At 65.9% G+C, this 18,808-nt stretch carries 22 protein-coding genes; 10 read left to right on the top strand and 12 right to left on the bottom strand.

Annotation, left to right across the window (positions count from 1 at the left end):
* Genes thrS through H2040_RS03395 form a run of 3 tightly spaced genes read left to right on the top strand, consistent with a single transcriptional unit; the run spans window position 1 to window position 4,053 of the window.
* Entirely contained in the window at window positions 1-1,935 is a 1,935-nt protein-coding gene (gene thrS, locus H2040_RS03385; RefSeq protein WP_287154446.1) for a threonine--tRNA ligase, read from the top strand.
* Between the two features lie 13 nt (window positions 1,936-1,948).
* Window positions 1,949-3,145 (top strand): O-antigen ligase family protein, encoded by a 1,197-nt coding sequence (locus H2040_RS03390; protein WP_287154448.1) that lies wholly within the window; start codon window positions 1,949-1,951, stop codon window positions 3,143-3,145.
* Window positions 3,142-4,053 carry a glycosyltransferase family 2 protein gene (locus tag H2040_RS03395; protein ID WP_287154450.1) on the top strand — a complete coding sequence of 304 codons (912 nt, stop codon included), beginning with the start codon at window positions 3,142-3,144 and terminating at the stop codon, window positions 4,051-4,053. The genes H2040_RS03390 and H2040_RS03395 overlap by 4 nt, the downstream gene beginning before the upstream one ends.
* Here the strand turns inward: H2040_RS03395 and H2040_RS03400 are convergent.
* Both H2040_RS03400 and H2040_RS03405 read right to left on the bottom strand, forming a co-directional pair.
* Entirely contained in the window at window positions 4,050-4,958 is a 909-nt protein-coding gene (locus H2040_RS03400; protein ID WP_287154452.1) for a hydroxymethylglutaryl-CoA lyase, read from the bottom strand. The genes H2040_RS03395 and H2040_RS03400 overlap by 4 nt on opposite strands.
* Complete coding sequence (locus tag H2040_RS03405; protein ID WP_287154454.1) at window positions 4,955-6,637, bottom strand: ArnT family glycosyltransferase; 1,683 nt, start codon at window positions 6,635-6,637, stop codon at window positions 4,955-4,957. Before H2040_RS03405 ends, H2040_RS03400 begins: the two co-directional genes overlap by 4 nt.
* Window positions 6,638-6,743: 106 nt before the next feature.
* Here H2040_RS03405 and H2040_RS03410 point away from each other — a divergent pair, with 106 nt between their 5' ends.
* Entirely contained in the window at window positions 6,744-7,505 is a 762-nt protein-coding gene (locus tag H2040_RS03410; RefSeq protein WP_287154456.1) for a glycosyltransferase, read from the top strand.
* Window positions 7,506-7,520: 15 nt separating this feature from the next.
* The gene (locus H2040_RS03415) at window positions 7,521-7,982 is read left to right on the top strand and encodes a hypothetical protein (RefSeq protein WP_022697678.1); all 462 of its coding nucleotides are present in this window, start codon (window positions 7,521-7,523) and stop codon (window positions 7,980-7,982) included.
* Between the two features lie 103 nt (window positions 7,983-8,085).
* Here H2040_RS03415 and H2040_RS03420 read toward each other — a convergent pair whose 3' ends face one another.
* Entirely contained in the window at window positions 8,086-8,355 is a 270-nt protein-coding gene (locus H2040_RS03420) for a hypothetical protein (RefSeq protein ID WP_022697680.1), read from the bottom strand.
* Between the two features lie 160 nt (window positions 8,356-8,515).
* Complete coding sequence (gene phaR / locus H2040_RS03425; protein WP_022697681.1) at window positions 8,516-9,097, bottom strand: polyhydroxyalkanoate synthesis repressor PhaR; 582 nt, start codon at window positions 9,095-9,097, stop codon at window positions 8,516-8,518.
* Window positions 9,098-9,276: 179 nt separating this feature from the next.
* Here phaR and phbB point away from each other — a divergent pair, with 179 nt between their 5' ends.
* Entirely contained in the window at window positions 9,277-9,999 is a 723-nt protein-coding gene (gene phbB, locus H2040_RS03430) for an acetoacetyl-CoA reductase (RefSeq protein ID WP_022697682.1), read from the top strand.
* 117 nt (window positions 10,000-10,116) lie between these two features.
* Here the strand turns inward: phbB and H2040_RS03435 are convergent, their stop codons facing one another.
* From H2040_RS03435 to gloB, 3 genes are read right to left on the bottom strand one after another with little or no spacing between them, the layout of a single operon-like run.
* Window positions 10,117-10,533: a cupin domain-containing protein gene (locus tag H2040_RS03435; RefSeq protein WP_287154462.1), complete on the bottom strand. Its 417-nt coding sequence runs from the start codon at window positions 10,531-10,533 to the stop codon at window positions 10,117-10,119.
* Window positions 10,534-10,542: 9 nt separating this feature from the next.
* The gene (locus H2040_RS03440; protein ID WP_287154464.1) at window positions 10,543-10,989 is read right to left on the bottom strand and encodes a PaaI family thioesterase; all 447 of its coding nucleotides are present in this window, start codon (window positions 10,987-10,989) and stop codon (window positions 10,543-10,545) included.
* On the bottom strand, window positions 10,989-11,753 hold the full coding sequence (gloB, locus tag H2040_RS03445; protein ID WP_287154466.1) for a hydroxyacylglutathione hydrolase: 765 nt from the start codon (window positions 11,751-11,753) through the stop codon (window positions 10,989-10,991). Before gloB ends, H2040_RS03440 begins: the two co-directional genes overlap by 1 nt.
* A gap of 72 nt (window positions 11,754-11,825) precedes the next feature.
* Between gloB and H2040_RS03450 the strand changes: the two genes are divergently transcribed.
* Together H2040_RS03450 and hisC are read left to right on the top strand one after the other, a co-directional pair.
* Window positions 11,826-12,530 (top strand): class I SAM-dependent methyltransferase, encoded by a 705-nt coding sequence (locus H2040_RS03450; RefSeq protein WP_287154469.1) that lies wholly within the window; start codon window positions 11,826-11,828, stop codon window positions 12,528-12,530.
* A gap of 78 nt (window positions 12,531-12,608) precedes the next feature.
* Entirely contained in the window at window positions 12,609-13,703 is a 1,095-nt protein-coding gene (gene hisC, locus H2040_RS03455; RefSeq protein WP_287154471.1) for a histidinol-phosphate transaminase, read from the top strand.
* On the opposite strand, the gene H2040_RS03460 is transcribed toward hisC, so the two are convergent.
* The 5 genes from H2040_RS03460 to ftsE are packed head-to-tail and all read right to left on the bottom strand — an operon-like array spanning window position 13,679 to window position 17,441.
* Window positions 13,679-14,545 carry a DUF2125 domain-containing protein gene (locus H2040_RS03460; RefSeq protein ID WP_287154473.1) on the bottom strand — a complete coding sequence of 289 codons (867 nt, stop codon included), beginning with the start codon at window positions 14,543-14,545 and terminating at the stop codon, window positions 13,679-13,681. The two genes, hisC and H2040_RS03460, sit on opposite strands and share 25 nt — an antisense overlap.
* Complete coding sequence (locus H2040_RS03465) at window positions 14,542-15,255, bottom strand: lysophospholipid acyltransferase family protein (protein ID WP_287154475.1); 714 nt, start codon at window positions 15,253-15,255, stop codon at window positions 14,542-14,544. Before H2040_RS03465 ends, H2040_RS03460 begins: the two co-directional genes overlap by 4 nt.
* Window positions 15,256-15,284: 29 nt before the next feature.
* Window positions 15,285-15,860 carry a YdcF family protein gene (locus H2040_RS03470; RefSeq protein ID WP_287154477.1) on the bottom strand — a complete coding sequence of 192 codons (576 nt, stop codon included), beginning with the start codon at window positions 15,858-15,860 and terminating at the stop codon, window positions 15,285-15,287.
* A gap of 7 nt (window positions 15,861-15,867) precedes the next feature.
* Window positions 15,868-16,731, bottom strand: a complete 864-nt coding sequence (locus H2040_RS03475; RefSeq protein ID WP_287154479.1) for a cell division protein FtsX — start codon at window positions 16,729-16,731, stop codon at window positions 15,868-15,870.
* Window positions 16,728-17,441: a cell division ATP-binding protein FtsE gene (gene ftsE / locus H2040_RS03480; protein WP_287154481.1), complete on the bottom strand. Its 714-nt coding sequence runs from the start codon at window positions 17,439-17,441 to the stop codon at window positions 16,728-16,730. The genes H2040_RS03475 and ftsE overlap by 4 nt, the downstream gene beginning before the upstream one ends.
* A gap of 59 nt (window positions 17,442-17,500) precedes the next feature.
* Here ftsE and H2040_RS03485 point away from each other — a divergent pair, with 59 nt between their 5' ends.
* Both H2040_RS03485 and H2040_RS03490 read left to right on the top strand, forming a co-directional pair.
* Entirely contained in the window at window positions 17,501-18,277 is a 777-nt protein-coding gene (locus tag H2040_RS03485; RefSeq protein WP_287154484.1) for an MJ0042-type zinc finger domain-containing protein, read from the top strand.
* Between the two features lie 12 nt (window positions 18,278-18,289).
* Window positions 18,290-18,802, top strand: coding sequence for a phosphoribosyltransferase (locus H2040_RS03490; protein ID WP_022697695.1), 513 nt, complete (start codon window positions 18,290-18,292; stop codon window positions 18,800-18,802).
* Window positions 18,803-18,808: the final 6 nt, after the last annotated feature.

Raw genomic sequence — 18,808 nt, forward strand, 5'->3', positions numbered from 1 at the left:
ATGCCCGAGATCAGATTTCCCGATGGCGCCAGCCGGTCCTATCCCGACGGGGTGACGGGCTTTGACATCGCCGAGGATATTTCCAAGTCGCTGGCCAAGAAGGCGCTGGCCGTGGAGGTCGATGGCGAACTGCGCGACCTGAAGCGCCCGGTGGAGGCCGATTCCGAAATCCGCATCATCACGGCGCGCGATCCCGAGGGGCTGGAGCTGATCCGCCATGACGCCGCGCACGTGCTGGCCGAGGCGGTGCAGGAGCTGTTCCCCGGCACGCAGGTCACGATCGGGCCGGTGATCGAGGACGGCTTCTATTACGACTTCGCGCGCGAGGAGCCGTTTTCCACGGAGGATTTCGAGAAGATCGAGGCCAAGATGGCCGAGATCGTCGACCGCGACGAGGATATTGTCCGCGAGGTCTGGGACCGCGACGAGGCGATCAAATATTTCAAGTCCATCGGCGAGGCGTACAAGGCCGAGCTGATCGCCGACCTGCCCGAGAACGAGGTGATTTCGATCTATCGTCAGGGCGAGTGGCTGGACCTCTGCCGCGGGCCGCACCTGCCCTCCACGGGCAAGCTGCCCAAGGCGTTCAAGCTGATGAAGCTGGCCGGGGCCTATTGGCGCGGCGATCACCGCAACGCCATGCTGCAACGCATGTACGGCACGGCCTGGGCCGACGAGAAGGCGCTGAAAGCCCATCTCAACCGGATCGAGGAAGCGGAGAAGCGCGACCACCGCAAGCTGGGCAAGGAAATGAACCTCTTCCACATGCAGGAAGAGGCGCAGGGCCAGGTCTTCTGGCACCCCAATGGCTGGACGCTGTACCGCGCCCTGCAGGACTATATGCGCCGCCGGCAGGATGAGGGCGGCTACAAGGAAATCCGCACGCCGCAGCTGATGGACCGGAAATTCTGGGAAGAATCCGGCCACTGGGGCAAGTATCGCGAGAACATGTTTATTTCCTCCATCGAGGAAGAGGACAAGGTGCTGGCGGTGAAGCCCATGAACTGCCCGTGCCATGTGCAGGTGTTCAACCAGGGGCAGAAATCCTATCGCGACCTGCCCTTGCGGCTGGCCGAGTTCGGCTCCTGCCACCGCTATGAGCCGTCCGGCGCGCTGCACGGCCTGATGCGGGTGCGCGGCTTCGTGCAGGACGATGCGCATATCTTCTGCCGCGAGGACCAGATCACCGACGAGGTGAAGAAGTTCTGCTCGCTGCTTCAGCGGGTCTATACGGATCTGGGCTTCGATGACGTGAAGGTGCGTTACGCCGACCGTCCGGAAGTGCGCGTTGGCGGCGACGAGATCTGGGACAAGGCCGAGAAGGCGCTGAAAACGGCGGCCGACGCCACGGGGCTGGACGTCCTGTACGAGCCGGGCGACGGGGCGTTCTACGGCCCGAAGCTGGACTTCGTGCTGCGCGACGCCATCGGCCGGGAATGGCAGGTCGGCACGATCCAGGCCGACTTCAACCTGCCCGAGCGTCTGGACGCGACCTATATCGGCGAGGATGGCGAGAAGCACCGTCCGGTCATGCTGCACCGCGCGATTCTGGGTTCGTTCGAGCGATTCCTCGGCATCCTGATCGAGAACTATGCCGGGGCCTTCCCGATGTGGCTGGCGCCGACGCAGATCGTGGTCGCCACGATCACCGAAGATGCGGCCGATTACGCCCGCGAGGCGGCGGATACGCTGCGCAAGGCCGGGCTGCGCGTGGAGACGGACCTGCGGAACGAGAAGATCAACTACAAGGTCCGCGAACACTCGAATGCGAAGGTTCCCTACATCGCCGTGGTGGGCAATCGCGAGGCGGACGAGAAAAACGTGGCCTTGCGCGCCTTTGGCGAAGGCGGGAAAAAGCAGGAAGTCATCTCTCTTGATGATGCGGTGACGCGTCTTTCCGGAGAAGCCTTGCCGCCCGACCTCAAGACAAGCTGAAGAAAGCCCGCTCTTGCCGTCCAGCCTGATCCATCGCGCCCATAGCGCGCGCGCCATCGGCGCGATGCTGCTGGTTTTCCTGCTGACGCCGCTTCTGGCGACAGGGGGCGGACTGGCGCTGTCACCATTGCTGGCGCTGGGCGGGATCATTGCCTTTCCCGGTCCCGATGGCTGGCGGCGGGCGATCCGTCCGGGCGCGGCCATCGGCATTGCGCTGCTTTTCCTGGTCTGGCTGGGCGTGGCGCAGCTCTGGTCGCCCAGCGACGCCGAACAGGTTTCTCTGGTCTGGGCCGGGGTGCTGCTCTATGGCGCGTTCGCGCTGGCCTGTATGCGGATGCCGGAAGACCAGCGGACCTGGCCGCGCGCCGCCTTCGCGGCGGGGGTCGCGGCGCTGGCCGTCATGCTGGTTGTGGAGGCCGCGACGGGGGCGTGGTTCACACGCTCCATCAAGCAGCTCAGCCTGGATAATCCGGCCCTGTTCCGCAATGTCGGACGCGGGGCCTCTGTCTTTGTGGTGCTGGCCGGACCGGCCGCGGCCATGGCGCTGGCGCATTTCCGGCACGGCAGATGGGTGGCGCTGGCGCTGGGCGCGGCGGCGGTCTCCATTGCGCTGTCCTTCGACATGATCGCCAACGCGGTCGCGCTGGTCGCCGCGGCGGGGGCTTTTGCGCTGGCCTGCTGGCGGCCGCGTTCGGCGCTGTTCGGCGCGGCGCTGGCCGCGGCGTTGTGGATCGTGTTTGCGCCGATGGTCATTACCGCGGCTGGCCCGCTATCGCCTGAAATGCGCGCCGATATGGCGTTTTCATGGGAATGGCGGTGGGAAACCTGGACCTATGCGCGGGAGTTGATCGTCCAGCGGCCGTTCCAGGGGTGGGGGATGGATGCCTCCCGCACCTTTGATCAAATTGTCGCCATGCGCGGATTCGATCTGGAGCGCATGCCGCTCCACCCCCATTCCGCCGCGCTGCAGCTCTGGCTGGAGCTGGGCATGGTCGGGGCGCTGCTGGGCGCGGCGGCCGCTTGCGCGCGGGGCATGTCCAGATGGTCGGAGGCGGCATGGACCAGCGCCACCAGCGCCGCCGCGGCCTCCGCGCTGGCGGCGATGGCCGTGCTCTCCTTCGTCAGCTATGGCGTCTGGCAGGAATGGTGGTGGGCGACGGCTTTTCTGGCCGCCTCCGCCTGTATCCTGATCGGGAGGGGCAGGGCATGAGCGGCGGGGAGCGCCCGACCATCAGCGCCATCATGGTCAGCTGGCATACCGGCCCGGCGCTGTTCGAGGCCATCGATGCGGCCCTGAAGGCCGGCGATATCGACGAGCTGGTGATCCTGGACAACGGCAATCCCAAGGATGTCCGCCAGCGTCTGGAGGCGCTGGACGAGGCGCGCGAGAATGTGCGCCTGCTGGCCGGGCAGGGGAATGTCGGCTTTGCGCGGGCCTGCAATCTGGGCGCGCGGGCGGCCAGCGGCGACGTGGTCCTGTTCCTGAACCCCGATGCGCTGATCGAGCCGGGCGCGGCCATGCTGATGGCCGAGGCCGGCGCGGCGCGCGGGCGTCATCCCTGGCTGGTCGGGGCGCGCCTGTTGAACACGGACGGCACGGAACAGCGCGGGGCGCGGCGCGGCATGCTGACCCCGCTTTCGGCCTTTATCGGCTATTCCGGCCTGTACAAGCTGGAGCCGCTTCACCCCGAGTTCCGCAATATCCACCGCGAGCGGGAGCCATTGCCGGACGGGCCGTGCCCGACGCCGGTGGTGTCCGGCGCGGCAATGGCCCTTCCGCGCAAGGATTTCCTTTCGCTTGGCGGGTTCGACGAAAGCTATTTCCTGCATGTCGAGGATATTGATCTCTGCCGCCGCGTGGCCGAGGCGGGCGGCGTGGTGGTGTTCCATCCGGAAGCGCGGGTAATGCATTACGGCTCCACCTCCCGCGCGCCGCTGATGACGGTGGAATGGGCGAAGTCGCAGGGCTTTGTGCATTATTTCTGGAAATTCGCGCGCACCCCGATGGGCAAGGTGAAGGCGGTCGCGGCCGCGCCGTTTATCGTGCTGGCCCTGATGGGCCGGGCCACCGCCTATTCGGCGCGCAACGTGGTCCGTTCACTGGCCGGGCTGGACTAGGCGCTTTTCGGAAAACCGCCGGCCTTGGCGAGCAGGGCGGGGGGCATGCGGCCGATATGTTTTTCGACCCAGTGCGTGGTCTCGATAAGCTTGTCGAGGTCGAGCCCGGTCTCGATTCCGGCGCGATCCAGCATGTAGACGACATCCTCGGTCGCCACGTTCCCGGTCGCGTTCGGCGCAAAGGGGCAACCGCCAAGGCCGCCGCAGGAGGCGTCGATGACGTCCACGCCCGCCTCGATGGCCGCGAAGATATTGGCCTGGGCGGTGTTGCGCGTGTCGTGAAAATGCATGCGCAGGCGCGGGCCGTTATCGCCCAGGCGTTCACGCAGCCCGGCAATGAGGCGCTGCACGGACCACGGATCGGCAACGCCGATCGTGTCGCCGAAGGCCAGCTCCACGGCGCCCGCCTTCGCGGCGCGTTCGGCCAGGTCTATGACCGCGCTCTGGTCGACCTCGCCGTCAAACGGATCGCCGAAGGCGACGGAGATGGTCGCCGAAAGAGGGATGCCGGCTTCGATCCCCAGCGGAGCGATGCGCTCGAACAGGGCGGCGGATTCTTCGGGCGTCGCGCCCTGGTTCTTCACGCCGAAGCCTTCGCTGGCGACCATGACGTAATTGATCTCGTCGCACTTCATGTCGATGGCGCGGCGCAGGCCGCGCTCATTGAGCGCGAGGCCGATCCAGCTGGCCCCGCGGTCGCGCGGGACGCGGCCCATGATGTCGTCCGAATCCGCCATGGCGGGCACGAGTTTCGGGTTTACGAAACTGGCAACTTCCATGCGTTTGCAGCCCGCGTCCAGAAGCCGGTCGATGAATTCCATCTTCACGTCGGTCGGCAGCAGGGTCTTTTCATTCTGCAGCCCGTCCCGCAGGCCGACTTCGACAATTTCGACACGGCGCGTCATGGCGTCGCCTCCTCGCAATTCACGCGCACGGCCAGCAGGTCCAGTTCGTCCCCGTTGGAGTAATTCAGGCCGTCCGCCTCTTTTATGATGTGTGCGCAGGAGGCGCGGTCCGCAAGCGCGGCGCGGAGCGCGTCCCAGTCGGCGCGCGGGATGATGAAGGCGCTCAGCCCGCCGTTGGCGGCGCGTTGCATGATCTGGCTGCGCGGCTCAATGGCGATGCCGCCATCCAGCAGGAATACGAGGCTGGGTTCGGTGAAGGCGTAGCTGCCGATGGGGCGCTCGTCCGGGGCGAAAACGCCGGTGAAGTCGCGGGCGGTGAAGAGCGGGTCAAGCGCGGGGGCGACAAGGGCGCGCGCGGACCAGTGCCAGCTGAGCGCGGCCAGCAGGGCCAGCACGATTCGCGCCCAGCCTGTGGGCGTGAAGATGGCCGCGGCGGAGAGCGCGACAATGACGCCGCCGGCGATCCACGCGGTCAGTTGCGTCGCGCCGTCGCCATAAGTCATGGCCAGATAGACCATCAGCGCGGCGCCGGTCAGGCCAGCGAATCCGAACAGGATATTGGAGACGATGCGGCTCCAGAGCGGGGCGGCGCGTTTCCAGAGCTCGAGCGCCCCCAGCCCGGCCAGCAGGGCGAAGGCCGGATAGACCGGCATCGTGTAATGGCTGAGCTTGGTGGGCGTCAGCTCATAGATCAGGAAGGCCGGGATCGCCCAGGCCAGCAGGAAGCGCACCCCGGCCCAGTCCGCATCGTCGCGACGCGCGCGAAGGGCGCGCCACGCCGGGATGAAGCCCGGAATCAGGAACAGTGTGGCCGGCCAGAGCTGCAGAATGGCGAAGGCGGTGTGATAGCCCGGCGGCGCGCCATGGCTTTCCACGCCGCCAATGACCTTGGGTTGAAGGTCTTCGCCAACGGCCTGTTTTATGAACTCGAACCCGGTGGCCATTTCGATGGCGACATACCAGGGCAGGGCGATGGCGACGGCCAGCAACGGCCCCGGCCACCAGGCCAGCGGTTTCGCCCATGCGGCTTTGCGCTCCCACAGGAACAAGGCCAGCAGGGCGGGGATGACGACCAGCGGCGTGACCGGGCCCTTGATCATGATGCCCGCCGCGAAGGCGGCCCAGAAACCGATGGCCGTCCATCGTCCGCCGCCGCCGAATTTCAGGTGCGCCAGCGCCAGCATGGAAAGCGTCGTGAAGGCGACCAGCACCGCGTCCGTCTTGGCGATGGCGGCTTCCACGCCCAGAAGGATGCAGACGGCGAAACAGGCCGCGCCGATGAATGCGGCGCGCGGATCGATCAGGCGCAGCCCCGCCATCCAGGCCGCCAGCGCGGCGAGCATGGCCCCGAACAGGGACGGGATGCGATAGGCCCAGATCTGGCGCGCCTCCTCGCTGGAGAAGACCGCGACCGAGGCGGCCTGCAGCCAGTGGATGCCCGCGGGCTTCTTGTGGCGCGGGGCGTCCTGAAAGCGAATCTCGATGAAATTGCCGGTTTCCAGCATCTGCGCGCTGGCCTGGGCATAGCGCGACTCGTCGCGGTCCAGCGGCGGCATGGTGAAGAGCCCGGCGATGCCCGCCAGCAGCGCAAGAACAAGGATGATCAGCGCCGCGTTTCGCCCGGCCGGGTTGAAGGTCAGGGGCGCGTGCGGGGCGGAAGGGGCGGCGGTTGGCGTCATCACTGTCCGCTGTTTAACGGGCCAGCGGCAAAAGGCGAAGAGGGCGCGCGCCTCTTTCGCAGCCGCGCCGCCCGTGCAAAAAGCGATGAAGCCTCAAGCGGCGGTCATGCGTCAGGACATCATGAACGAAACCCAGCCAGAAATCAGCGTTGTCGTCCCGGTCTATAACGAAGCGGGCAATTGCGGCGCGCTGGCGCGGGAGATCGCCGGCGTTCTGGACGGGCGGCGTTACGAGATCATTTTTGTCGATGACGCCAGCAGGGATTCGACGCGCGAGGAACTGGCGGGCGTCATGGCCGACCTTCCGGCGCTGCGCGTGATCGGCCATGAAACCAATGCCGGGCAGAGCCGCGCCACGCGCACGGGCGCGCTGGCTGCGCATGGCCGGGTGATCTGCACGCTGGACGGGGATGGCCAGAACGATCCGGTGGACCTTCCCGCCATGATCGACCATTTGAATGCCAATCCAGCGCTGGGGCTGGTCTCCGGCCGCCGCAAGAAACGGCAGGACAGCGCGGGCAAACGCATTGCCTCGCAATGGGCGAACGCCATCCGGCGGCGGGTTCTGCGCGATGACGCCGCGGATTCGGGATCGGGCATCCGGGCGATGCGGCGCGACGCCTTCATGCGCCTGCCGTATTTCGATCATATGCACCGCTACATGCCCGCCCTGATGAAGCGGGAAGGGTTCGGCGTGGCGTTTGTCGATGTGGGGCACCGGGCGCGCGAGGCGGGGCGGTCGAAATACACGAATTTCGGGCGCGCCGTGGCGGGCGCGTGGGACCTTCTGGGGGTTTCATGGCTTATTGCGCGAAATCGAAACCCCGGAGACGCGAAAGAGGTTCACCCCGACCGCCGCAATGGTTAATGTGGGGTTATGGTTATGGTTCCTTCAAATAATGCGGCCGCCAAGGGCGGAAGCTGGTTCGACGCGGTTCCCCTGCTGGTGATCCCGTTGATCGTCTATAATTTCCTCGCCTTCGGCGGAAAAATGCTGTCATCGGTGGAGGGGGTCCAGGCGCGCCTGGTGGCCCCGGCGATGCAGATCCCGATGCCGAGCGACGCGGTCTGGGCCGTCAGCTGGGGCGATCTTTTCATCGTGCTCAGCCTGATCCTGCTGTTCGTGGAGATCATACGCTCCACCGGGATCGGCAAGGGCGCGATCATCAATCACGGCGTGTCGATGATCGTGTTCATCGCGTGCGTGGTTCAATTCCTGCTGTTCGACGTGTTCGCGACATCCGCCTTCTTCCTGCTGACGCTCATGACGTTGCTGGACGTGGTGGCGGGCTTCGTGATTTCGATTGTCACGGCGCGGCGGGACTTCGCGGTCGGCGGCGGTTAGCCGGACGGCGCTACTCAGCCAAGGAAATAGAAGACCGAGAGCGCGGCCATGAAACCGGCCGCGCGTTCGGCGTTGAGCGCCTCCGCCTTGCGGACGAGACGGCTCACGCGCTGACCTTGTAGAGGCGGCCGGTCAGGTCCGGCGCGGGACGGTAGGCGCGGGCGTAGCGGGCGCGTTCATTGGCGTCGGCCTTCAGGCCGCGGCGCTGCGGACCGCGCGTCAGCTGGATCTCGATTCCGGCGGCGGCGGTCTGACCCTCTACGCTGGGGACCAGGGCCAGCGGGGCCGGCGCGCGGCGCGGCGCGGCGGCTTTCGGCGCCGGTTTCTTCGGCGCTTCGATGCGGGCCGGGACGGAACGTTTGTCCGCCAGCACGAGCGCTCTTGATATGCTGCTGATCCGAGTCATTACAGCGGACATGGCGCAAGCTTTGGGCCAGACCATGGCGGGAACTGCGTCCCGTTTAGACGCTGTTAACTACGATTTTCAGCAAATTGTCCCGGTTTGCGTATCAAACCGGGACGAAAAGGCGCATCTAGCCTTTGGACATCTCGTCCAGGCGCTTGCGCAGGGCTTCCATCTCGTCGCGGATGGAGGAGAGGTCCTCATCGCGCTTTCCGCCGCCGGCCGGGGCGGAGGGTTCGGCCCCCGCGTCCGCGGACGGGTTGAACATGCGCAGGGCGTTCTGGAACATCGCCATGTTCTGGCGGGTCATTTCCTCGAACATCCGGTAGGCGTTCGCAGAGCCCATATTTCCGCCCATATGCTCCTGCATCTGCTCCTGCTGGCGGGCGAAGCTCTCCATCGACATTTCCAGATAGGAGGGCAGCACCGCCTGCATCTGGTCGCCATAGAAGCGGATCAGCTGTCGCAGGAAGGTGATGGGCAGCAGGTTCTCGCCGTGGCTTTCCTGCTCGAAGATGATCTGGTTGAGCACGTTGCGGGTGATGTCATCGCCCGACTTGGCGTCGACGACCACGAACTCCACGCCGTCACGGACCATCGCGCTCAAGTCATCAAGCGTCACATAGGCGCTGGACGATGTGTCATACAGGCGGCGGTTCGCGTATTTCTTGATGACGACTGGTTCGTCCGGATCGAGTTTCTTTTTCGCCAAGATCGCGCTCCCTCAATAATGTTATAGGTTTTTTGTAGGTCCGACTTAGGACCAAAGCGTCTTTCCCCGCAAGAGCAGTGCGCGTCAAGCAGATTTCATTTCAAGGCTTTAAACCGGCGCTCAGACCGGATTTAGTGTAGATAAACGATAACGACAAAATACCGGACAGGGAGGAATTTATGGACCGGACTGCGATCGTGACAGGCGGAACACGCGGCATCGGCGCCGCCATTTCACTCGCGCTCAAGGAAAAGGGATTCAGGGTCGCGGCGACTTATGCCGGCAATGATGACCGCGCCCGGAAATTTACCGATGAGACCGGAATCGCCGCGTTCAAATGGGATGTCGCGGATTTCCCGGCCTGCCAGGACGGCGTGAAACAGGTCGAGAGCGCGCTCGGCCCGGTGGAGGTGCTGGTCAATAACGCCGGCATCACGCGCGACTCCACGATGAAGAAACAGACCCGCCAGCAATGGGACGAGGTGATCGACACCAATCTGGGCGGGGTGTTCAACATGTCCAAGGCGGTGTGGCCGACCATGCTGGACCGCGGCTTTGGCCGCATCGTCAATGTCGGCTCCATCAACGGTCAGGCCGGGCAGTACGGTCAGGTGAACTACGCCGCCGCCAAGTCCGGCATCCACGGCTTCACCAAGGCGCTGGCGCAGGAAGGCGCGCGCGCCGGGATCACCGTGAACGCGGTGGCGCCGGGCTATATTGACACGGACATGGTCGCCGCCGTGCCGCCGGAAGTGCTGGAGAAAATTGTCGCCCGCATCCCGGTGGGCCGCCTCGGCGGCGCCAGCGAGATCGCGCGCGGCGTGCTGTTCCTGGTGGAGGACGAAGCCGGTTTCGTGACCGGGTCGACTCTGTCCATCAATGGCGGCCAGCACATGTACTAATCTGATCGGGCGTCTTTTCCCCGCACGCTGCGTCGGCGGCGCCTCGCGTAGGAAACTACGCGTCGCCGCCGCCTCCTGACGCGCGGAAAAAATCCACTCCGATCGGTGTTTTGAAAATCAGGGTCCAGGCTCCCAGCCCTCGGGGGCGAGTTCGAAATGGTCGAATTCGAAGCCGGGGGCGACGGTGCAGCCGACCAGCGTCCAGTCGCCGGTGGTCTCCGCGCTTTGCCAGGCATGGGGCGGGACGACGCCTTGCGGGCGCTCGCCGGCGGCAAGGTCCGCGCCGAGGCGGATTTCCTGCGGTCCGTTATCGTCGTGAATGCGCAGGATCAGCGGCGCGCCGGCGTAATAATGCCATGTCTCGGACGCGTCGACGCGGTGCCAGTGGCTGCGATTGCCTTCGGTCAGCAGGAAATAGATAGCGGTGGAGGCGGCGCGGCCCTCGCCGGTTTCGTCGCGCCAGGTCTCGCGGAAAAATCCGCCTTCCGGATGCGGGGCGAGGTCCAGCATCGCGATGATGTCTTCGGCTTTCATGGAACGCTCTTACGCTTGCGGGTAGAGGATCATCTGGGTGCAGCGGAAATGCGCGATGGCCTTGCCGCTTTCTTCATGGGTGACGACCGAATCCCAGACTTGCGAGGCGCGGCCCAGATGAACCGGGCTGGCGAGGGCGCTGACATGACCGCTATTCGCCGTGCCCGTGAAGTTGGACTTCAGTTCGATTGTCGTGAAATTCAACGCGCCTTCCGGCAGGTTCAGGATGCAGGCCAGCGCGGCCGTGGTGTCCGCCGCCGCGATGACCGAGGCGGCGTGCAGATAACCGTTCGGGGCCATCAGCTCCGGCCGCAGCGCCAGCCGGGATTCGATGTGATCGGCCTTGGTGGAGATCCATGTCAGGCCGACAAGGCCGGGCAGGCTGCCCTGACAATAGGCTTCGGCCTGTTCCGGCGTCAGGTCTTTCGGCGGGGCGGGTGGAATGTCGCGCGCCATCAGAACCGGTCCTTCCGCGCGCGCACTTCGGCGAAGACCATTTCCGGCGCGGCGTTGGGCAGGCCGACGGCTTTCTTGAGCGGGGCCTTGTCGGCGCGCAGGAAGGGATTGGCCTCAAGCTCGGCCCCGACCGTGGTGGGGACTGTCGGCTCGCCCTTCTTCCGCTTGCGGTCGACGTCGCCGGCATAGGCTTTCAAGGCGTCGTTGTCCGTCTCCACCGTCAGGGCGAAGCGGGCATTGGCCTGGGTGTATTCGTGAGCGCAGTAGAGCTGCGTGTCTTTCGGCAGGGCCCGGATCGCCTTCAGGGAGTCCCACATCTGTTCGGGCGTGCCCTCGAACAGGCGGCCGCAGCCGAGCGCGAAAATGGTGTCTCCGACAAAAGCGACCTTCTCCGCCGGGAAATGATAGATGATATGGCCCAGCGTATGGCCGGGGGTTGCGATCACGTCGGCCTCGAACTCGCCCAGCCGCACGCGCTCGCCGCCCTCCACGGCGCGGTCCACGCCGTCTATGTTGCCGCGTTCGCCGCCCGGGGCGACCACGAAGGCGCCGGTGGCTTTCTTCAGCGCCGCGTTGCCGCCGGCATGATCCCAGTGATGGTGGGTGTTCCAGATCTGGCTGATGCGCCAGCCGGCCGCTTCCGCCTGACGCAGGATTTCATCGGGATCGGGCGTGTCGATGCAGGCCGTTTCCCCGGTATGCGGGTCATGCGCCAGAAATCCGTAATTGTCGTTGAGGCAGGGAAACATCCGGACCTGCAACATATGAACTCCGTTCATTCACGTTCGCTGAGTCTCAACCTAGTATCGGGGGGAAGAAGTTAGAAGGCATGTTCGATGCGGCTTGATGTCGTGGACCTGAAGCGATTTTACGACAGCCCGCTGGGCGGGATGGCGCATGAGATGATCGCCCGCCGCATTCATGCCCTGTGGCCGGACGCCCGCGGGCTGGACATGGCGGGTCTGGGCTATGCCGCGCCTTATCTGACGCCGTATCTCAGTTCCGCGCGCCGCATCGTGGCGGCCATGCCCGGCCCACAGGGCGGGGAGGCGTGGCCCGAAGACGGGCGCTGCGCCAGCGCGCTGGTCGAGGAAACCGCGCTGCCCTTTCGCGACAATGCGTTTGACCGGGTAATCGTGGCGCACGGGCTGGAGGAAAGCGACGCCCTGCGCGCCATGCTGACCGAGGTCTGGCGTATCTCGGCCGGGGAGGGGCGGGTCATCCTGATCGCGCCAAGCCGGGTCAGCCTCTGGTCTCTGTCCGACGCCAGCCCGTTCGGTCACGGCCGTCCGTTCACGCGCATCCAGCTGTCGCGCCTGTTGCGCGATTGCGGGCTGGAGCCGATGGCCTGGTCGCGGGCGCTCTATGCGCCGCCGCGCGGCTGGGGCGTGATCGCCCGGTCCGCGCCGGGCTGGGAAATCATCGGCGACATGCTGTGGCCGGGGCTGGGCGGCGTGATCCTGGTGGAGGCGCGCAAGCGCGTCGCCATTCCGCCGCGCGGCAGCGCCCCGGCCTTCGCCACGGCGCCGGCGCGCGCCTGAGCGCTTGCCGCTGCGCAAGGGCGGCGTTATGTCCGCCTTCGAACTGTCTTGCCTGCCCATAATGAAGAGGATCATGCGATGAGCGGACCCACGCCCCGCAAAGGGATCATGGATATTCGCCCCTACAAGCCCGGTTCGTCCGAGGCGCCGGGGATCGAAAAACCCGCCAAGCTGTCCTCCAACGAGAACCCGCTGGGCGCCAGCCCGAAAGCCATAGAGGCTTACAAGGCCTGCGCGGATTCGCTTCATCTCTACCCGGACGGGGCGTGGGTGAAGCTGCGGGAATCGATCGCCGCGCGCTATGAGCTGGACGCCGAGCGTCTGGTTTGCGGCGCGGGATCGGACGAAATCCTGCAGATGGTCGGCAAGGCCTATCTGAATCCGGGCGAGGCGATTTTGCGCTCCGAATACGGTTTCCTGGTCTATGGGCTGGTCGCCAAGCAGAGCCTTGCAGATATCCAGATCGCGCCGGAGACGGACTACACCGCCAATGTCGATGCGCTGCTGGATACGGTGACGGACAAGACGCGCGTGGTTTTCGTCGCCAATCCGAACAACCCGACCGGCACCTATCTGCCGGCCAGCGAAATCCGCCGCCTGCATGCCGGGCTGCGGGAGGACGTGCTGCTGGTGGTTGATGAGGCCTATGCCGAATATATGCGGCGGGACGATTTCGAAACCGCGCTGCCGATGGCCTCGGAATTTCCGAACGTGCTGGTCACGCGCACCTTCTCTAAAATCTACGGGCTGGCGGCGCTGCGGCTGGGGTGGGCCTATGGCCCGGCGGATGTGATCGGCGCGCTGAACCGCGTGCGCGGACCGTTCAATGTCAGCGTTCCGGCGCAGGCCGCCGGCGCGGCGGCGGTGCATGATCTGGAGTTCGAGGACCGCTCGGTCGCGCACAATGAACAATGGCGTCCCTGGTTGGAGCACGAGATTTCGGGTCTTGGCCTGAACGTGACGCCGGGCTTCGGCAATTTCGTTCTGGTGCATTTCGACGCCGAGGGCGCGAAGACCGCCGAGGCCGCGGACAGCTTCCTCAAAAGCCGCGGCCTGATCGTGCGTCCGCTACAGCCCTACGGGCTGGGCGACGCCTTGCGCATGACGGTGGGGACGGAAGACGAGAACCGCCGCCTTGCCGCCGCGCTTCAGGAGTTCGTTTCGGGCGCGTGAATCCGCGGGGCGGCGCCCACCGGGGCCGGTCCGATATAGGCCTTCCCGCCATTGAAGGAGACGGGCAGGACCACGCGGTCCTCCTCGTTCCGGGGCGCGATGGCGACCGCGATCTGGGCGAATTGCCGGGCGCGGTTATCCAGGATTCCCGCCTGCTGCAGGGCGTCCAGAAAACGCTCCGGGTCGGACAGGCCCAGCTGGCCGGTCCCGGCAAGGAAGCCTGCGGGATCGACGCCCAGAACGCCGGCGGCGCTGACATCAAGCGCGCCCCAGCTCATCTGTGCGCTGTCGATAATCACTTCGCCCGCGTCCGGGTCTTCGGCGCTGAGGAAGATTTCCACGTCCTCGATCCGGCGGCCCAGCGCGTCGATCACGGGATATGATTGGTCGGAGGTCAGCTCGGCGGAGTCCAGATAAGCCTCCGTCCGCACCACTTCGCCGTCCACGGACTGAAGCAGAAGGCGCGCGCCTTCGAGGCTGAGCTCAAGCGGGCCTTCGTCGGAGCCGATGACGGCGCGCACTTCACTCTCCGGCTGCGCGTCCCAGACTTCCAGATCGAAGACAGAGGCCGGGCGGGCGTGCAGCGCGCGCGTGGCGGCGCTCCAGTCATTATTCGGCGCGCCAATGGCGAAATCCGTAACCTGCACGTCGAAGGCGGCCGGGAAGCCGTTGACGTCGACGCGGCCCATCTCGATGGCGTAGCCCTCCGCGCGGCGGTCCTCGGCCCAGGCCAGGGTCTGTTCCTTGATCTGTCCGGAGACATAGATCCAGTAGAACACATAGAGGGCGGCGAAGGCCGCGGCGGCGATGACCAGAATGGTCAGACTACGGCGGATGCTCATACGCCCTCCTCAACCAGCGCGGCGGTTCTCGTGTCGATGGCGGTTTTCAGCCGCGCCATGAATTCCTTGCGGTCCAGACCCGGCGGAATCGGCTCCAGAACTTCGACGATAATACGGCCCGGTTGTTTCAGCTTGCCGAAAGACTCCCAGATCAGTCCCGAATTCAGGGCGACCGGGATGCAGGGGACGTCCATCGCCTTGTAAAGGGCGGCGACGCCCGGCTTGTAATCGACCTGCTCATCCACGCCGGTTCGGGTGCCTTCCGGGAAAATCAGAATCTGGCGTCCCTCGGCGGCGCGCGCGCGGGCCTGCCGCGTCATGTCGCGCAGGGCCTTGGACGCCGCGGAGCGGTCCACGGCGATATTGCGCAGCTTCTGCGCCCACCAGCCGAAAATGGGCAGCCATTTCAGTTCCTTTTTCAGGATGATGGCGGGGTCGTTCAGGAACACCCACGGCGCCAGCGTATCGAACATCGACTGGTGCTTGCAGGCGACCAGCGCGCCGCCTTCGGGCAGGTTTTCCGCGCCCCGCAGCTCCCACGTCACGCCGCCCAGAACCCGCAGCCCCCAGAAGATCAGGCCGCGCCAGACCGTGAAGCCGCCTCGCGCCCAGGAACGCGGACCGATCAGGGTCGGGGTCAGGATAATGCCCATGACGACCATCAGGCCGTACATCCAGACCACGAACAGGGTGGAGCGAAGCGCTTGCATGAGGCTTGGAGTTCCTGAGCTTTCGACGGTCAGGCGTTGTGTTCGCCGGGCGGGCTGGTCACCGAGTCCCGGGTGAGGATAACCAGAAATTTCAGGTATTCCAGCGTGGTCTGGCGCGGCCCGCGGGAGAACACGCCGCCCACGGGATAGGGGCGGTATTCAATATCCGGCGCGGCGCGTTTCAGCTCTATCATGGCGCGCGGCATGTGGAAGCGGTGGGTGACCACCCCGACGGTCTGAAAGCCGTGACTGCGCGCCCAGTTCGCCGTTTCCGCGCCATTTCCGATGGTGTTTTTCGCCGCGCGGTCGATATCCACGCAACAATCGAAACGGGTCATGGCGCCGGGGCCGAAGGCGCGCAGATCCTCGCTGGTGGTTTCCTCATAGACGCCGCTGATCAGAAGGCGGTCGCCCGCCCCGGCCTCCAGAAGGGTCAGGCCCTGACGGATGCGCGCCCCGCCGCCGCCGGTCAGAACGACCAGCCCGTCAGCGGCCTCGGCGTCCGGGTGCGGCTTTCCGGGCAAGGCGACGACAAAGGCGACATAGCCGGCGAAAAACGCGGCGGTCAGCCCGGTAAAGAGCGCGGATAGAAAGCGCAGCGCCATCGTTTGCTCAGTTCGACTCCTTCAGGGCCGCCATGACGGCGAACCAGGCCGTGGCCGCGCCGATCTGCCCCGCGACCAGCGGGGCGGCGGCCAGTATAAGCGCATCAAACACGTCCGGCGCAGCGGCCGATCCCAACAAGGTCTGATTTATTGCAGCGAAATAGAGGCCCGTCGCGCATAATCCAGCGATCACCGCGCCGGCCAGACCGGCCTTCAGCCCCATCATCCAGAATCGCCGCATGAAAAGATTGGCGATGTAGGAATCCTTGGCGCCGGCGATTTTAAGCGCGTCGATCACGTCCCGCCGCGCGGCCAGCCCCGCCCCTGTGGCGAATACGATGACCGCGGCCGCGGCCAGCGCCAGCAGGCCCAGTATGGCCAGCGCGATCAGCTGCGCGATGGTGGCGGCGCGGGCGATCTCGGCCTCCCACCGGCTGTGATCGTCCACCACGGCTTCGATGTTTTCGGCCTCCAGCGCGCCGCGCATGGCCTCGGCGTCCGCCGCGCCCTCCACGGCGATCAGGCGCGGGGCGGGCAGTTCCTCCGGCAGGGCGTCGCCAAACCACGGGGACAGAAGCGCCTGCGATTCATCAGCGCCCAGCGGTTCGGCGGCCTCTATGCCCTCGACGCCGGAGAGAAGTTCCGCGGCGCGGGCGGTGAGCGCGTCCGGATCGTCGTCTTCGCCGGGGAGGATCTGGACGGTGGCTTCGGACGAGAGGTCCTGAGTCCAGCTGCCCGCCGCCTGCCAGGCGCTGCGTGCCGTCAGGCCCGCGAAACAGGCCAGGAAGACCAGGATCGTCACGACCAGGAAAAGCGGCCGGTCGCGGCTGTGATCGGGGGGCAGGAGGGGGGAGGCCTTGGGCGCGCTCATCGCCGGCCCTCCGTGGTGATGCGGCCTTCGGCCAGGCTGAGGACCGGAGCGTTGGCCTTGCGCACCAGATGCAGGTCGTGCGTGGCGATGACCACGGTGGTGCCCAGGCGGTTCAGCTCCCGGAACAGGCGCATCAGGCGGTCGGCGCGTTCGGGGTCGACATTGCCTGTCGGCTCGTCGGCGATCAGCAGGTCCGGCTTGTTCACCACGGCGCGCGCGATGGCCACGCGCTGCTGCTCCCCGCCCGAAAGCGTGGCGGGGGAGGCGTCCAGACGGCCGCCAAGGCCCACCCAGTCCAGCAATTCGGCCACGTCATCGCGGTAATCGGCGCGCTTTTGACCCGAAACGCGCAGCGGAAGGGCGACATTATCGAACACGGAGAGATGATCGAGCAGGCGGAATTCCTGAAACACCACCCCGATTCGCCGGCGAATCTCCGCCTTTTCGTTGCGTTTCAGGTCCACCGAGCCGCGCCCGAACAGGCTGATCCGACCGTGCGACGGGCGGTGGGCGAGGTAAATCAGCTTCAGGAGGGAGGTTTTCCCCGCGCCGGACGGGCCGGTGAGGAAATGGAAAGAACCTGCCTCCAGAATGAGGTTAATGTCGCTGAGAACTTCCGGTCCGCTGCCATAGCGCATACCGACATTCTCGAACCGCGCCACGGCGGGCGCGGGTTCGGGCTGGGGTTCTGGAGCGGGGAAACTGGACATCGGCGCAGAAATGATAGACCCGTTTGTTTTAGAGAGGCGCGCTTCGTGATTCGTCTAGCATGATACTGAGCTGTCCTTCCTGCACCACGCGCTATTCCGTCGATGACTCCACGCTCGGCGACGGGGGCCGGCGTGTGCGTTGCGCTTCCTGCGGTCATACTTGGCATGTCGCGCCCGGCGGGGGCGAGGCCGCGCCGCAGGCGGCGGCTGAAAAGCCCGCAAAAACAGAGACATTGAAACCGGTTCCCAAAGAGCCGGCGCAAGCCTATCGCGCGAAGGTGGAGGCGCGACGCCGCCGCCGCTATCTTATGTTGGGCGCGGGGGCGTGGAGCGGCATTGCCGCGGCCTTGATCGTGATGCTGGGCGCGGCGTGGATTTTCCGGCTGGACGTGGTGCGGGCCTGGCCGCAGACCGCCAGCGCCTATGCGATGGTCGGATCGAACGCCAATGCCTACGGGCTGTCCATTGAGGGCGTGGCCGCCGAGCGGGTGCTGGTGGAGGATCAGCCCGTGCTGGAGGTCGAGGGCACGCTGCGCAATATCGACCGCCGTAATCGCGATATGCCGTTTGTCCGCTTTGCGCTTCAGGACGCCGAAGGCGAGGAATTCTTCGCCTGGACCGTTGCGCCGGAGCGGGAAAACCTGGACCCGGGCGAGCGCGTGGCCGTGGTGACCCAGCTGGTCAATCCGCCGGAGCGCGCCGCGAACGTGGCGTTGACGCTGGCCGATGCGCCCATCGAAATCGCCGACCCGGACGTGACGGTGGAAGCGCCGCATGAAACGGACGGCGAACATGGCGCTGAAACCGAACTCGCGCAGGGCGGCGAGGCGGGTTAGGGACCTCTCGCTATGGAAATTCTGCTCTCTGAATCCGAAATCGCGGACCGGGTCGCGGATGTGGCGGACCGGATCGCGGGCGAAATCGAACCCGACTGGATCGCCGTGGCGCTGCTGGATGGCGGCCTGACCTTCGCGGCGGACCTGATTCGCGCGCTGTCGCATCGCGGGGTGGACGTGCGCTATGACGCGCTTCGCGTCACCACATATGGCGATTCCACGACCGCGGCGGACGAACCGCGCCTGCTATCCAATGTCACGCGGCCGGTAAAGGGCGCGACCTGTTTGCTGATCGACGAGGTTTTCGATTCCGGCCGTACGCTGGAATTTGCTTATGACACGCTGATCGAGGCGGGCGCCGAGAGCGTGAAAGCGGTGGTGTTCGCGGAGAAAAACACCGCCATATCGCCGCGATTCAAGCCGGAATGGTCGGCCTGGACGGCGCCGGACCGCTTCCTTGTGGGCTATGGCATGGATCTGGCCGGGCGCTATCGCGGCCTGCCGCATATCGGGGCCATCGACTAGGCGCGC

It is taken from the genome of Euryhalocaulis sp. (assembly GCF_013911995.1).
Classification (GTDB): domain Bacteria; phylum Pseudomonadota; class Alphaproteobacteria; order Caulobacterales; family Maricaulaceae; genus Euryhalocaulis; species Euryhalocaulis caribicus.